This window comes from Kribbella sp. NPDC050241, assembly GCF_044459685.1.
GTDB lineage: Bacteria > Actinomycetota > Actinomycetes > Propionibacteriales > Kribbellaceae > Kribbella.
Genome location: NZ_JBITJE010000007.1, coordinates 324,414 through 341,436, shown reverse-complemented (window position 1 = coordinate 341,436; position 17,023 = coordinate 324,414). Strand labels below are relative to the sequence as shown.

At 68.3% G+C, this 17,023-nt stretch carries 20 protein-coding genes; 14 read left to right on the top strand and 6 right to left on the bottom strand.

The window, feature by feature from the left end:
- Window positions 1-40: 40 nt before the first annotated feature.
- Window positions 41-2,611: an aminopeptidase N gene (gene pepN, locus ACIBG5_RS30635; protein WP_396394965.1), complete on the bottom strand. Its 2,571-nt coding sequence runs from the start codon at window positions 2,609-2,611 to the stop codon at window positions 41-43.
- Between the two features lie 108 nt (window positions 2,612-2,719).
- Here pepN and ACIBG5_RS30630 point away from each other — a divergent pair, with 108 nt between their 5' ends.
- From ACIBG5_RS30630 to ACIBG5_RS30620, 3 genes are all read left to right on the top strand, one after another.
- Window positions 2,720-3,334 (top strand): DsbA family protein, encoded by a 615-nt coding sequence (locus tag ACIBG5_RS30630; RefSeq protein ID WP_396394964.1) that lies wholly within the window; start codon window positions 2,720-2,722, stop codon window positions 3,332-3,334.
- A 74-nt stretch (window positions 3,335-3,408) separates the two neighbouring features.
- Window positions 3,409-4,218, top strand: coding sequence for a hypothetical protein (locus tag ACIBG5_RS30625; RefSeq protein WP_396394963.1), 810 nt, complete (start codon window positions 3,409-3,411; stop codon window positions 4,216-4,218).
- A gap of 16 nt (window positions 4,219-4,234) precedes the next feature.
- Window positions 4,235-4,702: a ribose-5-phosphate isomerase gene (locus ACIBG5_RS30620; protein ID WP_396394962.1), complete on the top strand. Its 468-nt coding sequence runs from the start codon at window positions 4,235-4,237 to the stop codon at window positions 4,700-4,702.
- Here ACIBG5_RS30620 and ACIBG5_RS30615 read toward each other — a convergent pair.
- Window positions 4,666-4,872 (bottom strand): hypothetical protein, encoded by a 207-nt coding sequence (locus tag ACIBG5_RS30615; protein WP_396394961.1) that lies wholly within the window; start codon window positions 4,870-4,872, stop codon window positions 4,666-4,668. The genes ACIBG5_RS30620 and ACIBG5_RS30615 overlap by 37 nt on opposite strands.
- A 16-nt stretch (window positions 4,873-4,888) precedes the next feature.
- Here ACIBG5_RS30615 and ACIBG5_RS30610 point away from each other — a divergent pair, with 16 nt between their 5' ends.
- The 10 genes from ACIBG5_RS30610 (at window position 4,889) to ACIBG5_RS30565 (ending at window position 12,839) form a co-directional block, all read left to right on the top strand.
- On the top strand, window positions 4,889-5,713 hold the full coding sequence (locus tag ACIBG5_RS30610; RefSeq protein ID WP_396394960.1) for an Fpg/Nei family DNA glycosylase: 825 nt from the start codon (window positions 4,889-4,891) through the stop codon (window positions 5,711-5,713).
- Between the two features lie 66 nt (window positions 5,714-5,779).
- On the top strand, window positions 5,780-6,877 hold the full coding sequence (locus ACIBG5_RS30605) for a PP2C family protein-serine/threonine phosphatase (protein ID WP_396394959.1): 1,098 nt from the start codon (window positions 5,780-5,782) through the stop codon (window positions 6,875-6,877).
- A gap of 33 nt (window positions 6,878-6,910) precedes the next feature.
- On the top strand, window positions 6,911-7,360 hold the full coding sequence (locus tag ACIBG5_RS30600) for a hypothetical protein (protein ID WP_131363917.1): 450 nt from the start codon (window positions 6,911-6,913) through the stop codon (window positions 7,358-7,360).
- 48 nt (window positions 7,361-7,408) lie between these two features.
- Complete coding sequence (locus ACIBG5_RS30595; RefSeq protein WP_396394958.1) at window positions 7,409-7,837, top strand: SRPBCC domain-containing protein; 429 nt, start codon at window positions 7,409-7,411, stop codon at window positions 7,835-7,837.
- A gap of 14 nt (window positions 7,838-7,851) precedes the next feature.
- On the top strand, window positions 7,852-8,265 hold the full coding sequence (locus tag ACIBG5_RS30590; protein WP_396394957.1) for a hypothetical protein: 414 nt from the start codon (window positions 7,852-7,854) through the stop codon (window positions 8,263-8,265).
- Window positions 8,266-8,340: 75 nt separating this feature from the next.
- Window positions 8,341-8,778, top strand: a complete 438-nt coding sequence (locus tag ACIBG5_RS30585; RefSeq protein ID WP_396394956.1) for a nitroreductase family deazaflavin-dependent oxidoreductase — start codon at window positions 8,341-8,343, stop codon at window positions 8,776-8,778.
- A 47-nt stretch (window positions 8,779-8,825) separates the two neighbouring features.
- Complete coding sequence (locus ACIBG5_RS30580; RefSeq protein ID WP_396394955.1) at window positions 8,826-9,269, top strand: nitroreductase family deazaflavin-dependent oxidoreductase; 444 nt, start codon at window positions 8,826-8,828, stop codon at window positions 9,267-9,269.
- Between the two features lie 176 nt (window positions 9,270-9,445).
- Window positions 9,446-10,174 carry a CDP-alcohol phosphatidyltransferase family protein gene (locus ACIBG5_RS30575; protein WP_396394954.1) on the top strand — a complete coding sequence of 243 codons (729 nt, stop codon included), beginning with the start codon at window positions 9,446-9,448 and terminating at the stop codon, window positions 10,172-10,174.
- A complete protein-coding gene (locus ACIBG5_RS30570; RefSeq protein WP_396394953.1) occupies window positions 10,175-11,020 on the top strand; it encodes a hypothetical protein in 846 nt (281 codons plus the stop codon). It abuts the gene before it with no gap.
- A 130-nt stretch (window positions 11,021-11,150) separates the two neighbouring features.
- The gene (locus ACIBG5_RS30565) at window positions 11,151-12,839 is read left to right on the top strand and encodes a SulP family inorganic anion transporter (protein WP_396394952.1); all 1,689 of its coding nucleotides are present in this window, start codon (window positions 11,151-11,153) and stop codon (window positions 12,837-12,839) included.
- Between the two features lie 15 nt (window positions 12,840-12,854).
- On the opposite strand, the gene ACIBG5_RS30560 is transcribed toward ACIBG5_RS30565, so the two are convergent.
- Together ACIBG5_RS30560 and ACIBG5_RS30555 are read right to left on the bottom strand one after the other, a co-directional pair.
- The gene (locus ACIBG5_RS30560) at window positions 12,855-13,571 is read right to left on the bottom strand and encodes an MFS transporter (protein ID WP_396394951.1); all 717 of its coding nucleotides are present in this window, start codon (window positions 13,569-13,571) and stop codon (window positions 12,855-12,857) included.
- Between the two features lie 79 nt (window positions 13,572-13,650).
- Window positions 13,651-14,253 carry a TetR/AcrR family transcriptional regulator gene (locus tag ACIBG5_RS30555; RefSeq protein WP_396394950.1) on the bottom strand — a complete coding sequence of 201 codons (603 nt, stop codon included), beginning with the start codon at window positions 14,251-14,253 and terminating at the stop codon, window positions 13,651-13,653.
- 71 nt (window positions 14,254-14,324) lie between these two features.
- Here ACIBG5_RS30555 and ACIBG5_RS30550 point away from each other — a divergent pair, with 71 nt between their 5' ends.
- Window positions 14,325-14,759, top strand: coding sequence for a PaaI family thioesterase (locus ACIBG5_RS30550; RefSeq protein ID WP_396394949.1), 435 nt, complete (start codon window positions 14,325-14,327; stop codon window positions 14,757-14,759).
- Here ACIBG5_RS30550 and ACIBG5_RS30545 read toward each other — a convergent pair.
- Entirely contained in the window at window positions 14,756-15,904 is a 1,149-nt protein-coding gene (locus ACIBG5_RS30545) for an AAA family ATPase (protein WP_396394948.1), read from the bottom strand. The genes ACIBG5_RS30550 and ACIBG5_RS30545 overlap by 4 nt on opposite strands.
- A gap of 39 nt (window positions 15,905-15,943) precedes the next feature.
- Entirely contained in the window at window positions 15,944-16,900 is a 957-nt protein-coding gene (locus ACIBG5_RS30540) for a phosphotransferase family protein (RefSeq protein ID WP_396394947.1), read from the bottom strand.
- Window positions 16,901-17,023 lie beyond the last annotated feature (123 nt).

The window sequence follows — 17,023 nt, the reverse complement described above, 5'->3', positions numbered from 1 at the left end:
CCCACATCGGAGTGGGGCCGGCGCTGTGCGGGAGGACGGGTCAGCCGGCGTCGCGCTCCTGCGCCGCGATCGCGCGGGTCAGGTCGGCCTGGGCCTCGGTGACGTAGCGGAGCGTCGGGGCGTCGACCGACGTCGACTCCACCGACAGCCACCCGGTGAGCGCGTCCAGGGTGGACTGCTCCGGGAGGTGCCGAGGCGACAGGTAGACCAGCACGTTCTCGCCCATCGACGAGCCGAGGCGGGTGTAGACATCCTTGGCCGCGCTCAGGTACTTCTCGACGTACGGCCGGAGCAGGTCCTCCTGGCCCGGCTGCTGGAAGCCGAGGATGGTCCTGAACTGCGTCTCGTTCGGGGTGTCCCCGGACTCGACCGCGATCCGCCACGCCTCTTCCTTGGCCTCGGCGGTCGGCCGCGCTGCCCGCGCCTGAGCCGCACGCTCGCCACCGGTGATGGTGGTGTCGCGGGTCAGCTCGTCGTCGATCTCCGCTGCGTCGATCCGGCCCAGCCGGGCCAGTGCGACGATCAGCGTCCAGCGCAGGTCGGTGTCAACGACAAGACCGGGCGGCAGGTCGCGGTCGTCCAGCCAAGCCGTCAGCCGGTCCGCGCCGGCGTCGGAGAACACCGCCGAGCTGTACGCCCGGGCGAACGCGAGCTGGTGGTCGCTGCCCGCCTCGGCGTCCGCGAGCAGACTCGCCAACGTCTCCTCGAACTGCGTCCGCAGCGCCGGCCGGTTCGCCGGGGCGGTGTACAGGTTGATGGCACTGGTCGCCTGCGTCAGCAGCGACCGTACGCCGGTCAGATCGGTCTCGGCCCGGATCCCGCGCAGCACGATGCCGACGTATTGGCTGGCCGGCATCTCCGCGTCGCGGGTCATGTCCCAGGCAGCGCCCCACGCCAGTGCCCGCGGCAGCGACTCGGACAGCTGGTCGATCGACTCGACCAGCGTGGCCCGGGACCGCTCGTCCAGGCGGATCTTGGCGTAGGTCAGGTCGTCGTCGTTCAGCAGCACCAGATCCGGCTGGGTGGCGCCGGTCAGCTCGGGCAGCTCGGTGCGCGGGCCGTCGATGTCCACCTCGAACCGCTCGGTGCGGACCAGTCCGTCGTCGGTCCGGCGGTACAGACCCACCGCCAGCCGGTGCGGCCGCAGTACCGGGAACTTCTCCGTCGCGGTCTGTTCGATCGCGAACGACGTGAACGCACCCTCGGCGTCGACGGCGAAGTCGGCCCGCAGTGTGTTCACCCCGGCGGTCCGCAGCCAGCGCTCGGTCCAGTCGTCCAGGTCGCGGCCGGACGCCTTCTCCAGCGGCTTGAGCAGGTCGGTCAGCTCGGTGTTGCCGAAGGCGTGGTCGGCGAAGTACTCCTTCAGCGCGGTGATGAAGGTGTCCTCACCGACGAATGCGACGAGCTGCCGCAGCGTGGACGCGCCCTTGGCGTAGGTGATGCCGTCGAAGTTCACCTCGACCGCGTGGAAGTCGACCATGTCGGCCGCGATCGGGTGCGTCGAGGGCAGCTGGTCCTGGCGGTACGCCCAGTTCTTCCGCGCGTTGCAGAACGTCGTCCAGGCACCGGCGTACTTGGTCGTGGCCACCGCCTGCGCCCAGTGGCTGGCCCACTCGGCGAACGACTCGTTCAGCCACAGGTCGTCCCACCAGGTCATGGTCACCAGGTCGCCGAACCACATGTGCGCCAACTCGTGCAGCACCGTGTTGGCGCGCGCTTCCATCTCAGCGTGGGTGGTGCGGCTGCGGAACAGGTACTCGTCCCGCAGTGTCACGCAGCCGGCGTTCTCCATCGCGCCCATGTTGTACTCCGGCACGAACGCCTGGTCGTACTTGTGGAACGGGTACGGCGTACCGAACGCCTTCTCGTACAGCTCGAAGCCCTGCTTGGTCACCTCGAACAGGTCGTCGATGTCCAGTGCCTCCTGCAGGGAAGGACGGCACAGCAGCGACAGCGGGTACGACCCGTGCGGGCCCTCGTACACGTCGGTGACGACGTGGTACGGCCCGGCCACGACAGCGGTGATGTAGGTCGAGATCCGCTCGGTCGGCGGGAACTCCCAGCGGGCAAGCTCCTCGCCGTTCGCACCGGCGTACGGCGTCGGCTCAGGGGCCGGAGCGTTCGAGATGACGACCCAGCGGGCCGGTGCGGACACGGTGAAGGTGAAAGGGGCCTTGAGGTCCGGCTGCTCGAAGGTGGCGAACACCCGGCGGGCGTCCGGCACCTCGAACTGCGTGTAGAGGTAGGTCTCCTTGTCGGCCGGGTCGACCGAGCGGTGCAGCCCTTCACCGGTGCGCGAGTACAGGCAGTCGGCGGCCACGCGGAGCTCGTTGCGGTCCGCCAGCCCGTCCAGCTGGATCCGCGCGCCGTCGTACACCGTGTCGGGGTCGAGCGCGCGGCCGTTCAGCGTCACCTCGCGGACCTTCTCCGCGATCAGGTCGGCGAAGCTGCTCGCGCCCGCCTCGGCGGCGAACGTGATGGTGGTCACCGACGGGTACGTCGGGGAGCCACTCGGGGCGTTGGACAGGTCCAGCTCGATCGCGTAGCTCACGTCGCTGACCACGCCCGCACGGGTACGCGCCTCGTCGCGCGTCAGGTTGGTTCCAGGCATGTCGGCATCCTATGCACCTGGCTCCTGGCTTCGCCGACGGATTCCCCGCGACATTGCGCATGGATACCAAACCGGTGCCTGATTGTTTGATTTTGTATGATCGAGAACATGACTGCCCCCGCCGATTTCTGGTTCGACCCGGCCTGCCCCTGGGCCTGGATGACGTCTCGCTGGATGCTCGAGGTCGAGCAAGTCCGGGATGTGAAGACGACCTGGCACGTGATGAGCCTGGCCGTCCTGAACGATGGCCGCGAATATCTGGAGGACAAGTACAAGAGCTTCCTGACCAACGCCTGGGGCCCGGTCCGCGTGCTGATCGCGGCCGAGCAGGCGCACGGCAACGAGGTGCTGCTGCCGTTGTACACCGCGCTCGGCCGGCGGATCCACGTCGAGGGCCGCGGCATCGGCGACGGCAAGGGTGACGTGGTCCAGGAGGCGCTCGCCGAGGTCGGCCTGCCCGCGTCGCTGATCGAGGCCGCCGACACCGACAAGTTCGACGACGCGCTGAAGAAGTCGCATCACGCCGGCATGGACCAGGTCGGCATGGAGGTCGGTACGCCGGTGATCTCGGTCGAGGGCACCGCGTTCTTCGGCCCCGTCGTCACGCCTGCGCCCAAGGGCGAGGCGGCAGGCAAGCTCTGGGACGGCGTCCGCCTGGTGGCCGGTACCGAGGGCTTCTTCGAGATCAAGCGCACCCGCGACCGGGGCCCGATCTTCGACTGATTCGGTCTGTGATTCAAGGCTTGAATTCGCACCGCCCGGATGGTGAAGGTTACTCACCAAGTAGTTCTCGAGCGGTGAGTAGGGACCATATGACGTTGCGTGGCGAACTTCCCGAAACCGTTGCCGTGCCCCCGGGACTGACGGCGGGGATCGCCGTCTTCGACCGCGGGACCGGGCAGTTCGTCCAGCAACACAACGCCGACCATCGGTTCCGGTCGGCGTCGGTGGTGAAGCTGCTGATCGTGCTCGACCTGCTCTGGGACAGCGGACCGGCGTACGACGTCCCGGCCGAGGACCGGGCCCGGCTCGAGGTCATGCTGCGCAGCAGCGACGACGACGCGGCGAGTTACTACTGGGATCACCTCGGTGGTGCGGGGATCGTCGAGCGGATGGTTCGGCGGCTCGGTCTGACCCACACGGCCGCGCCGCCGGCCACGCACCCGGGCTTCTGGGGGTACGTCGCGATCACCGCCGCGGACACGGTCCGGATCTATCGCCACATCCTCGACGAGGCTCCGGCACCGGTGCGCGAGTACGTGATGGGCCTGCTGCATGAGCCGACCCGCCTCGGCACTGACGGCTTCGACCAGTACTTCGGGATCGCGTCCGTCTTCGACCCGGACTTCAGCATCAAGCAGGGCTGGTCGGGATTCCTCGGCTCGAGCGGCTACGGCTCCGACAAGGCCAAGCCGGTCGACATCCCGCTGGATCTGGTCAGCGAGGCACTGCACACCACCGGGACGGTCGGGGTGGACGATCGCACCATCGTCGCGGTGTTCACCCTGCACCCGCGCGGAACGCAGTACGACAAGGCCTACGCGGACGTGACGGCTCTGACCGCGGCGCTGACCGTGCCGGGCGGCGTACGGCGGCCTGCGAGCTGATGCGAGACTTCTGGCCATGCGAGTGCACATCGGCTCTGACCATGCCGGCTTCGAGTTGAAGAACCACCTGGTCCAGCACCTCACGGCTGCCGGGCATGACGTCGTGGACCACGGCCCCGCCGTGTACGACGCCGTCGACGACTACCCGCCGTACTGTCTGCGGACCGGGGTAGCGGTGGTCGAGGAGCCGGGCAGCCTCGGCATCGTGATCGGAGGCTCGGGCAACGGTGAGCAGATCGCCGCGAACAAGGTGAAGGGGGTCCGGGCGGTGCTGGCCTGGAGCACCGACACCGCGCGGCTCGGCCGGGAGCACAACAACGCCAACGTGATCAGCGTCGGCGCGCGGATGCATTCGGAGGAGGAGGCGACCGGGTTCGTGGAGACGTTCCTGGCCACCGACTACTCCGGCGAGGAGCGGCACACCCGCCGGATCGACATGCTGTCGGGCTACGAGTCGACCGGCGAACTGCCGCCGCTGTCGTGATCCTCCGGCGCGTCGGCGGCTGTCCCGGTCTTGGCCGGGCGGCGGTCGGCGGGCCGGCGGGGACGGGAGACGTCGCGGGCCCGCATCGAGCGGCCCGTGCCGACCACGGCCGGCGTGGGCGGACCGCTGCGGCCCTTGGCTCCCGACGAGCCCTGCGTTCCATTGGTCATCCCCATAAGAGGAATCATGCCTGAAGGTCACACCCTGCACCGCCTGGCGAGCGACGTCTGGGACGCGTTCGGCGGCCGGCCGGTCCAGGCGTCCAGTCCGCAGGGCCGGTTCGTCGACGGCGCCGCGCTGCTGAACGGCCACGTGCTGCGGCAGACCGAGGCCCATGGCAAGCACTTCTTCGCCGACTTCGAAGGCGCCGGCTGGCTGCACATCCACCTCGGTCTGATCGGCAAGGTCGACTTCGGTACGGCGCCGGTGCCCGAACCGGTCGGCCAGGTCCGCCTCCGCCTGCAGAACGCCACGTCGTACGCCGATCTGCGCGGGGCGACCGTGTGCGAGGTGCTGGCCGACGGCGAACGCGAGGTGCTGATCGCGCGGCTCGGGCCAGACCCGCTGCGCGACGACGCGGACCCGGAACTGGCGTGGAAGCGGATCCATCGCAGCAAGCTGCCGATCGGCCAGTTGCTGATGGACCAAGGTGTGCTGAGCGGTGTCGGCAACGTGTATCGCGCCGAGGTACTGTTCCGCGCGAAGCTGCACCCGATGACGCGCGGCCACCTGGTCAAGAAGCGCGAGTGGCAAGGCATGTGGAACGACCTGCTCGAGCTGATGAAGTACGGCGTCGAGACCGGCCGCATCGATACCGTTGCCGACGACCACACACCTGAGGCGATGGGCCGTGACCCACGGCAGGACGATCATGGCGGCGAGGTGTACGTCTACCGCCGCCAGGGCCAGCGGTGTCACGTCTGCCACTCGGTGATCCGGACCGAGATCCTGGCCGGGCGCAACCTCTTCTGGTGCCCCAAATGCCAGCGGACAGGTCTCACTCGCAAGTGATGGCAGCCAACAGTTGTATGACGATGATATGCGCGGACCAGGGAGTGCCGTTATGTTCTTCACACCATGAACTGGCGCGGCGGTCTCGCTGGAGTAGTGCGACGGGTCGGCCGCCGGGTCGACGCGCTGGTACGCCGTGCGCGCCGGTCGCACCCGATGGCGTTCGCCGCGATCCTGCTGATGACGGTGGTCTTCGCCGTCGCCAGCCTGAGCTGGAAGACGCACTTCCCGGCGTCGGCGCTGATCATCCCGCTGCTGCTCGGCGGGCTGCTGCTGCGCTTCAAGCAATTGCTCGTCCTGACGCTGTTCACGCTGACGGTCAGTTCGTTCGTCGTCATGTCCCGTCCAGCGGCGCTGCCGAAGACCGGGTTCGTGCTGGTCCTCGGGGTGATCGGCTGGATCGTGATCACCAACGCGAAGGTGCGCAACCAGCTCGGCGTTCCGGGGACGCGCGGCGAGTCGATGCTGATGGAGCTGCGCGACACGCTGACGGCCCAGAGCGACCTGCCCGAGATTCCGATCGGCTGGCGGCTCGAGGTGGCGATCCGTTCGGCCGGTGGGTCGACGTTCTCCGGTGACTTCGTGGTGTCGACGACGCACGAGCAGACACTCGAGGTCGCGCTGGTCGATGTCTCGGGCAAGGGAATCGATGCCGGCACCCGGGCGCTGTTGCTATCCGGTGCGTTCGGCGGGCTGCTCGGCGTCGTCCCGGCCCAGGATTTCCTGCCGTCGGCGAACCGCTACATCCGCCGGCAGGACTGGGACGACGACTTCGCCACCGTGGTGCACGTCGCGGTCGACCTGCTGACCGGGGACTTCGACGTACGGACCGCTGGTCACCCGCCCGCGATCCTGTTCGATGCGTGGGCCGGGCGCTGGCAGACGCGCGAGTCCGACGGGCCGCTGCTCGGGCTGATGGAGGCGCCGGAGTTCGCGGTGAACCATGGGCAGCTGAAGCTCGGCGACGCGCTCTTCCTCTACAGCGACGGGATGGTCGAGACACCTCGCCGCGACATCGTCCGCGGCACCGACCGGCTGGCCGGGCACGCGGAACGCCTTGTCGGACAGGGCTTTCTGGGCGGCGCTGAAGCGCTGGTGGCGAATGCCGGCGGCCCCGGCGACGACTCGGCGATCGTCATCATCCACCGCCTGGCCCACGGCTAGGCCTGCGCTCGTGATGGCGTAGCCTGCACGATCGTGACGAGCGAGGGCTTCGACAAGGATGCTGACCGGGCGGCGCCGGACGTGTCGTTCGAGGAACTGGTCGCGCTGATGCCCGACGCGGTCCGGGACGCGTTCCCGCCGGACCGTTGGCAGTTGGAGAAGCTGTGGGCGCTGGACCTCAAGGTCGAACCGGTGGAGATCGCCGACCTGGTCTGGATGTTCGACCTGCCGCTGTGGCAGCTCGACGGCGAACGGTTCAAGATCACCCCGAACCAGGTCGCCGAGACCCCGATGAACTTCCGCGCCAGCTACCAGCGGGTGATGGACTCCGACCTCGACCACCCGATCAACCTGGTCGCGTACCGCGGCCGCCTGGTCGTGCTGGACGGCGTACATCGGCTGCTCAAGGCGCACTTCCTCCGCCGGCGCTGGATCGAGGCCACCATCGCGACCGCCAGGCAGTTGCAGTCCTGCGCGCCGTGAACCCCGGCCGGCTGGTCTGCGGCTACCGCCGCTGGCAGGGTGGTGGCCATGGACAGCAGGGTGGAACGTGAGGTGTACGTCGAGGCGCGGCCGGACCAGGTCTGGGCGGCGCTGACCCAGGGCGAGAACTTCACCCGGTGGTACGCGTTCGGCGGGGCCGACATCGACCTGAAGCCGGGCGGCCGGATCGTGCTGCAGTGGGATGAGCACGGGCGCTACCTCGGCTTCGTCGAGAAGGTCGAGCCCGGCCGTCGCTTCGCCTACCGGTACGCCGTCGAGGCGGACACCGACCCGGCGCCGGGTAACGCGAACCTGGTCGAGTTCACCCTCACGCCGGAGGGCGACGGTGCCCGGCTCGGTGTGGTCGAGTCCGGCTTCGACCGTCTGGATCCGCCCGCCTTGGCCCACCCGGACGAATCCGCCCAGTCCTGGGAAGCCGGCCTGGTGGCGCTGGCGGCTCTGGCGCCGACACTGTGAGACTTCACCTGCGGATGGCCGCCCTGGTCGCGGCGACTGTCGCGCTGACGTTCGGATGCACCATCGAACCCGCGGCGACGCGGGCAGATGCCATCGGCAGCTGGGAAAGCCAGTCCGGCGGGCGGATGGAGTTCTACGACGACGGCCGGTTCGTGGCCACGAACATCGCGCTCAACAACCTCTGCAGCAAGGAGGACGACGCCTTCGAGCACCAACGGATATCCGGCACCGGTACCTGGGAGCTGACGGAGGTCCCTGACGAGGGACCGGGAACAAGCATCGTCTTCGACGCGAAGGACAGTTCCGTGCGGAACTGCCTGATCTGGTCCGTCTTCACCGGGATCGAACCCTTGTCGGAAATGCAGCTACGCCACCAGTACGGCGACCCCGAACGCTACCGACGCACGACGAAGACTCCCTCCCGATGACATCCGCACCAGGTCCGCTGTCCAGAAGGTGAAAAACCGGCGATAGTGATGCATCACCGATCTAGCATCGGTGACATGACAACCACCAACGACGAGTACGCCCCGAGCCCGAGGGACTGGGTTCGCGACCTGGTCCAGCAGGTCGAGGCGGCCGGAACCACCCACGTCGTCGAGATCCGCGGGCAGAAGGTGGTGCTGGTGACGATGCGCGGTGCCAAGTCCGGCAAGCTCCGCAAGGTCCCACTGATGCGGGTCGAGCACAATGGCGTCTACGCGGCGGTCGCGTCGACCAGCGGTGCTCCGAAGAACCCGGTCTGGTACCACAACCTCAAGGCCGACCCGAAGATCACCCTGCAGGACGGCACCGTCACCAAGGAGTATGCCGCCCGCGAGATCGATGGTGCGGAGTACGACGAGTGGTGGCAGCGGGCGGTCGCCGCATTCCCGTTCTACGCGGAGTACCAGGACCAGACCACCCGCAAGATCCCGCTGTTCCTGCTCGACCCGGTGTGACGCGCCGCGATTAGTGATGGTGATGCGTCACTATTACCATTGGTGACATGACAACCAGCAATGAGGACTACGCGCCGAGCCCGACCGACTGGGTCCGCAACCAGGTCGAGAAGGTCGAAGCCGCCGGCACCACCGACGCGGTCGACATCATCGGGCTCAAGGTGGTGCTGCTGACCATGCGCGGCGCCAAGTCGGGCAAGCTCCGCAAGGTCCCGCTGATGCGCGTCGAGAACGACGGCGTGTACGCCGCGGTCGCCTCGCTCGGCGGCGCCCCGAAGAACCCGGTCTGGTACTACAACCTGAAGGCCGACCCGAAGATCACCCTGCAGGACGGCGACGTCACCAACGAGTACGTCGCTCGCGAGATCGAGGGCGCGGAGTACGACGAGTGGTGGAAGCGCTCCGTCGACGCGTACCCGCCGTACGCCGAATACCAGACCAAGACCAGCCGGAAGATCCCACTGTTCCTGCTGGACCCGGTCAGTAACTGAGACGACGCCGTCGGTCACGCGGGGCCTATGTCATCCCAGTAAAGTCTGTGAACAGTTCCACGGCGGAACGGTACAGGCTGCTCAGAGCGGTCCAGGGACTGTGAGACGCTGGGCTCGGTAGTTCGGCGCGTTGCGTCGACCGAGTTCTGGGAGTCGTCCTGACCACACACGACGCGGTGCAGGAACCGTTCGTCGGGTCGACGCGGTTGCGTCTGGCCGGACTGGCACTGCATGCCTATACCGCGAGCGGAACGGTGCTCGCGCTGCTGATCGTCATCGCCGCCATCGACGGGGACGCGGTCCGTGCGCTCTGGCTCGGCCTGGCAGCGCTGGTGATCGACGGGACCGACGGGATGCTGGCCCGCCGGCTGCGGGTCAAGGAGACTCTCCCGTGGTTCGACGGCGCGATGCTGGACAACATCGTCGACTACCTGACCTACGCATTCGCCCCGATCGTGCTGCTCTGGACCGGCGACTACCTGCCCTCCGGCGCGCTCGGCGCGGTGCTCGCCGCGCTGCCGTTGCTTGCCTCCAGCTACCAGTTCTGCCGGGTCGACGCGAAGACCGACGACCACTTCTTCCTCGGGTTCCCCAGCTACTGGAACGTGGTCGCGTTCTACGTGGTCGTCCTCAGCCTCACCCCGGTCGTCACCGGCATCATCCTGGTGGTCTGCTCGATCCTGGTCTTCATCCCGGTCAAGTACGTCTACCCGTCCCGGACCAAGGCGTTCCGGTCGCTCAACCTGCTGACCACCGCGATCTGGCTGGCGTCGTACGCCGTACTCCTCGCCCAGATGCCCGACCCGAACGCGATCGTGGTCGCCGTCTCGCTGGCCTACCTTCTGTACTACGCGGTGCTGAGCCTCTACATGACCTTCTGGGTCCCACGCCGCAAGGTTGCCTGAGTGGTCCTAGGTCTGGGGGCGGCGCTCGGCGCCGCGGTGCTCTTCGGTATCGCCTCGATCCTGCAGGCAGTCGGCTCGCGCAAGGTCCCGACCGAGTCTGAGCTGGATCCCCGGCGGCTCGGCGGGTTCGTGGTCGCGCTGCTCAAGCAGCCGGCGTTCGTTGGTGCGCTGGTGCTGAACCTGGCCGGCTTCGGGTTGCACTTCGTTGCCCTTCGCCTCCTTCCGCTGTACCTCGCGCAGGCGGGGATCGCGGTGAGTCTGGTCGTGACCGCGTTGCTTGCGACGCGACTGATGTCGGATCAGCTGAGTGCGCTCGAGTGGTCTGCGGTGCTTGCGGTCTGTGTGGGGCTCGGGCTGCTGGCAGTGTCGGCGGGGGATGCGGGGGAGAGCACGGAGCATCACGGCCTGACGATCGGGGTCATCGTCGGTTTGGTCGCGATTGCGGTTCTTGGTGCGCTCGCGAGTCGGTCGCAGCGTGGTGTGTCTACGGCGTTGCTTGGTCTGCTGGCTGGTCTCGGGTACGCCGGGGTCGCGATCTCGGCGCGGTTGTTGCAGGACGGGTCGGTGGGTGAGTTGCTTCGCAGCCCCACGACGTACACGCTGCCTATCAGTGGGGCGATGGCGTTCATTCTTTACTCGCTCGCGTTGCAGCGTGGGTCGGTGACGCTGGCAACCACTCCGATGATCGCCCTGCAGACCATTACCCCAGCCGCCGTCGGCGTCTTCGTCCTCGACGACGCGGTCCGCTCCGGCTGGTGGCCCGCCGCAATAGCCGGCTTCCTCCTCTCCGCCGCAGGCTCCCTGATCCTCGTCCGCTTCGAATCCGTCAAACCCGACCCGAGGTAGTTCCCCACCCGCCCGGTGTGTTGCGGGCTGCCGCCCGCGCTTCAACGTCTCGGCGGACTGTGCGGTGTGGGTGGGGTGGCGGTGTTGTACTTGTGGTCTCGTCGGGCAGGGCGTGGGTAGGGGGATGGGCATGGGTAGGTGGTCTGTGTCGGTGACCGGGGTGGCGACGCTTCGGGAGTATCGGCTGGGCTGGTTGCGGCCGGATGTGATTGCCGGGGTCACGGTGGCGGCGTACTTCGTGCCCCAGGTGATGGCGTACGCGCAGCTGGCCGGGTTGCCGGCGGTGACCGGGTTGTGGGCGGCTATCGGGCCTCTGCTGTTGTACTTCCTGCTGGGCTCGTCGCGACTGCTGTCGCTCGGCCCGGAGTCGACGACCGCGTTGCTGACAGCCACGGCGATCGGGCCGCTCGCAGCGGGTGATCCGGTCCGCTACGCGCAACTGGCCGCCGTACTGGCGCTGATCGTCGGTGCCATCTGCGTGCTGGGATGGCTTGCGCGTCTCGGGTTCCTCGCGGACCTGCTGTCCAAGCCGGTGCTGGTCGGGTACCTGGCCGGCATCGCGGTGATCATGATCACGGGCCAGCTCGGCCGCCTGACCGGTGCTCCGGTGACCGGCGACTCGCCGCCCGCCGAGGTACTGTCCGTGATTCGTCTGTACGCCGAATGGCAGGCGGCGCCGCTGGTGTTGTCACTGGCTTCGCTGGGGTTGTTGCTCGCGTTCGCTCGCTGGACGCCGCGACTCCCGGGTCCGCTGATCGTGGTCGCGCTCGCTGCCCTGGTGACGTGGGCGGCAGGGCTGGGCGACAAGGGAGTGACCGTGGTCGGCAACGTGCCCAGCGGCCTTCCCGTTCCGCGACTTCCGGACATCTCGGTCGCGGACGTCGGCCTGCTCGCGTTGCCGGCCCTCGGCGTTGCCCTCGTCGGCTACACCGACACGGTGCTGACCGGGCGCGCGTTCGCGTCCCGTGGTCAAGAGCGTGTCGACCCCGACGGTGAATTGCTCGTTCTCGGCCTGGCCAACGTGTCCACCAGCCTGGTTCGTGGTTTCCCCATCAGCAGCAGCGGAAGCCGGACCGCCCTCGCGGAGGCCACCGGCGCGAAGAGCCAGGTGTACTCGCTCGTCGCCGCAGCCGTCATCGTCGCGACGTTGCTCTTCGCCGGCCCGTTGCTGTCGACGTTCCCGATCGCCGCGCTCGGCGCGCTCGTGGTGTTCGCCGCCCTACGGCTGATCGAACTGGCCGAGTTCCGCCGTATCGCCAGCTTCCGCACCAGCGAGTTCCTGCTGGCGATGGCGACCACGGTTGGCGTGATCGCGCTGGATGTCCTGTACGGCGTCCTGGTCGCGGTCGCCCTGTCGGTCATCGACGTACTGCGTCGCGTCGCCCGCCCGCACGACGGCATCCTGGGCTATGTCCCGGGGATCGCCGGCATGCATGACATCGACGACTACCCGGACGCGAGGCCGGTCCCGGGTCTGGTCGTGTATCGCTACGACTCGCCACTGTTCTTCGCGAACGCCGAGGACTTCCGTCGCCGAGCGATGGCCGCGGTCGACGACGCCGACGCGCCGGTCCGCTGGCTGCTCCTCAACGCCGAGGCGAACGTCGAGATCGACATCACCGCCATCGATGCGCTCGACTCCCTCCGCGAGGACCTCACCTCCCGCGGCATCGTCCTCGCCCTGGCCCGCGTCAAACAGGACCTCCGCGACGACCTCGACGCCGCCGGCTTCCTCGACCGCCTGGGCCCCGACCGCCTCTTCTACACCCTGCCCACCGCAGTCGAGGCCTTCCGTCTGGAGACCACGGCGCCGGAATAGTTGCCGCAAGCAATATCACGGCACTTCTGCCGCCCGGTTCGCGGCAGCGATCCAGGATCGACCGGCGAAGATGGCGAGCGACGCGCCGGCGGCATCCATGACACCTACCGCGGTTGACGGTGAGGTCCCTCCTGCCACCGCTCCGGCAGCGGCGACACCGAGACCTTGGACCGCTTGCAATCCCGCCGAGGCAAGCCCGATGACGCGTTCAGCGCCAGCGCGACGTGCGATCCGGTCAGGGCTGACCAGCACTCCGCCCGCTGCGAAACCGGCTACTTGGACGATGCTGTCGGTCCCACTGGCCAGGCCGACTCCGACGACGTACCGGTCTCCCTCCAGGGCGGTCGGCAGGATCGCGTTGCGAGCAGCGCTGTAGAGCGGCTGCAGTCCGACGACGACGATCAGCAGTGCGGCCAGTACGGCGACCGGCAGGCCGGGGATCGCCATCGCGGTCACCAGACCCGCGCGGCTCAGGTCTGTCACCACCATCACCGTACGGCGCGGGAACCGGTCCGCCAGCCCGGTCAGCAGTGGGGCGCTGACCAACGGCGGCAGGAACGACAGGGCGTACGTCAACGCGGTGACGGCGGCGGACTCGGTCCGGTCGAAGACCAGTACGGCGATTGCGACCCGGGCGAGTTGATCGCCGAGCCGGGACTGCGCGTGCGCGATCCACAAGGCTCGGAACTCGGCCACGCCCACGACTTCGCGGATGGTCGGACGGCTGGCCATGCGCCGACGCTAGGCGGCGCAACTTTCAGATCGCTGTCACCGCCGCCCCGGTCCCGCCGCGAAAGCAGCGTGAAAGCGGCTAGCGCTGGGCGAGGTGGCGGAGGAGGGCGGTCAGGCCGGCGACCTGGTAGCGCCAGAAGCTGGTGATCGTGGCACGGAGGTCCGCCTCGGTCTCGTTGTGGAGCAGGATCCGGGCGACGGTTCTCGAGGTGTTCGTCCAGATGGATTCGAACAGGTCGAGGTCGCCGGCCGCGACCGAGTCGGCCGGCAGCGCGTTGACGAGAGCCTCCACGGACAGGCTGTTGATGCGCGCGACGACGTCCGCGTGCCGCGTCCCCGCCGCACCGGAGAGGATCACGACGGACTCGAGCCGGTACTGCAGCCAGAACCGCATCATGTCGTCCGCGACATCCGTGGTCGTGCCGGCACGTTTCACCAGCGCGGCGAAGTCGTCGACCCGGCGACCGACCACCTGCTCCAGCGTGTTGACGACCTCATCCGGTACGACGGCGTCGTACAACTCCTGTTTGTTGCGGTAGTAGCGGTACAGGTTCGCCGGTGCCATCCCGGCCTCGGCCGCGACACCGGCCATGGTGGCGCCGGCGTACCCGTGGACGGCGAACGCCCGGAGTGCGGCTGCGCGGATCCGGGACCGGACGTCATCCTTCAGCACCTGCGGCACACGAAAAGCCTAGCATGAATAGTGAATCTGTGATTCGCTATTCGCCGGAGAGTCGATCGGAGGAGGCAAGGATGACTCGCACCGGAGTGTTCTGGGACGGCGTGGAAGGGCGGGCGCCGATACCGCACGCGGCGCGCACGCTCGGGTTCGAACTGCTCGAGGCCGATCCGGAGCAGGGCACGATCTCCGTCGCGTTCGCCGGAGTCGAGGCGTTCACCAATCCGTTCGGGGAGGTCCTCGGCGCCTTCCTCGCCGCGATGCTCTACGACACCGTCGGCCCGGCGCTGCTGGCCACGCTCCCGCCCGGCCGGTTCATCGAGACGCTCGACCTCAACACCACGTTCGTCCGTCCGGCGCGCATGGGCCGGTTGATCGGCCACGGTCGCGTCGTCACCCGCGTCGACGACCACGCCGCGCTCGAGGGAACGCTCTACGGCACCGACAACGAGATCGTCGCCACCGCAACCGCCACCGCTCGAGTCATCGACCTCCCGTCAGCCGCCTAGCGCGACGGCCACTTCCAGGCGGGCTCGTCGAGTGGGCCTTGGCCGGCGATCGTGGTGGCGCCGTGGTCTTTGACGAGTTCGATCGTGTGCAGGTCATCCAGGGCATCCAGTGCGGCGAGGAACGGCCGGGAGTGCGTCACAACGATGACCTGGGCTTCCTTGGCGGCGGTGACGACGAGATTCGCCAAGGCCGGCAGGAGGTCTGGATGCAGGCTGGTCTCGGGCTCGTTCAGCACGAGGAGCTCTGGCGGTCGCGGAGTCAGCAACGCGGCGACCCACAGCAAGTACCGCAGCGTCCCGTCGGACAACTCCGCCCCGGACAACGGCCGCAGCAACCCGTGCTGCCGGAACGAGATCTCGAACCGCCCGCCGGCATTGACGATGGCCAGGGTGCTGCCCGGGAACGCCAGTTCGATGGCCTCGTCCAGCGCACCCTTGATGCCGATCTCACGAATCGTCTGCAACGCGGCCGCGACGTCGGCGCCGTCCGGACCGAGCACCGGCGTACGCGTGCCGATCTGCACACGACGGGCAGGCGCATCGGCGTCGGTACGGAAGTGATCGTAGAAGCGCCAGGACCGCAGCCGCTCGCGCACGGTCAGCAGCTCCGGCGCGCGTTCGGGATCGGCGAACTCGCTCAGCATGCTGTCGAAGGTCTGGAGCTGGTGACCACCGCGCAACCACTCGCCGGAGCCGGCGCGGATCCGCACCTCGCGGTTGACGCGCTCCACCAGCAGCGATGCCGGCCGCAGGAACGGCCCCGCCCACAGGGCTTCCCGTTTGATCTCCGGATCGAGATCGAACACAGAACCATGCGGTACCGGCAGCCCGAGATCCATCAGATAGCCGTAGTCGTCACCCGCGAATCCCAGTCGCAGGTTCACCGGCCCGGTCCGCACCGTGCCCTGAACCGGCCGATTCTTGCGTACCTGCTCCGGCCCAGCCCAGAGCGTCGACTGAAGACCGCCCTCTCGGGCCAACGCGGCGACCGCCCCATTGCGTGAGGCGTCGGCGAGCAGGCGAAGTGCTCGGTAGAGGCTGGATTTGCCGGTCCCGTTGGCTCCGGTCACGACGTTGAGCCCGCGCAGCTGCATCACAACGCGGCGCAGTGACCGGTAGTTCTCCACCGCCAGCGTCGTGAGCATGTCCGTCACGCTACCGACCTGCTCCGACAGAACGAACTGTCAGACAGAACGGAGGAGCGGCCGCGCGTCCGGGTCGATGCCCAGGGCGGTGAAGCGCTGGGCGAGGTCGTCGACCCAGGCGTGCGGTGTTCGGTGATCCGGTAGCGGGACGCCCGCTTCGCTGCGCCAGAGTGCATCCCCGAGGGCATTGCGCAGATGCCAGGCCATCACGCGCTCGGCTGACAGTTCATGGCCGGTGAGCTGCTTGTAGTGGTGGAGGGTCGCGGTCAGCAGCTCGACGCCGGGACCCGTTCCGGGGAGGGCGCGCAGGTCGTACTCGGCCTCGGCCAGGCCGGCGGTCTCGAAATCGACGACTACTCGGAGGTGCTCGCCCTCCCATACCTGGTTGCCGCCGTGCAGATCGCCGTGGACCAGTACGTTCGGGCCCGGCGTCGCCAGTACGTCGTCCGCCCAGTCGCACCACTGCATGACCGCCGGGCGCTGATCGGGACGAGCCCATTTCGGGAACCGGTGGCGCAAATCCTTGGTTGCGGCTGGTTGGAGGATCGCGGGGGGAAGTTCGCCGATGACGGCTTCGACGCGTTCCAGGGTCGCTGAACGGTTCAACGCAGCCAGAAAGTGCGCGAGCTGCCGACCCACATCGTCCCGGTCGAGCGAGTCCACGACCTCGAACAGCGACTTGCCAGGCACCAGTTCGGTCACGAGAAGCAGTGGATCGGTGCTGCTAGCAACTACGTTCGGCAGGAACGGAATGCCCGGCTCGCGTGCCAACGCCGCCAGAACGGCGATCTCATGCGCCAGCCGAAGCCCGGCAGGAGGCGACCACGCGAACTTCGCCACGAACCGTCCGCCGACGACCGCACTCGCCGCCCACCACAGCGGATCCTCCTCGCCCAACGTCTCGCGAAGCACGATCGAGCAATCGCCCAACGCAGGCACAACCTCCCGCAACGCCCCGGCAACCGCCGACGGCGAGCACTCCTCCAACCACCTCATCACGGCCGAGGCTACCTCGCTTGCTCGAATCTGCGTGCGCCATTTCTGCCACCCCCTAGCTGTCCGCGCACGACGTCGCACGCGGCCGGGAAAGCGGACTGCCCTCGGTCCGTTGGGGACCGA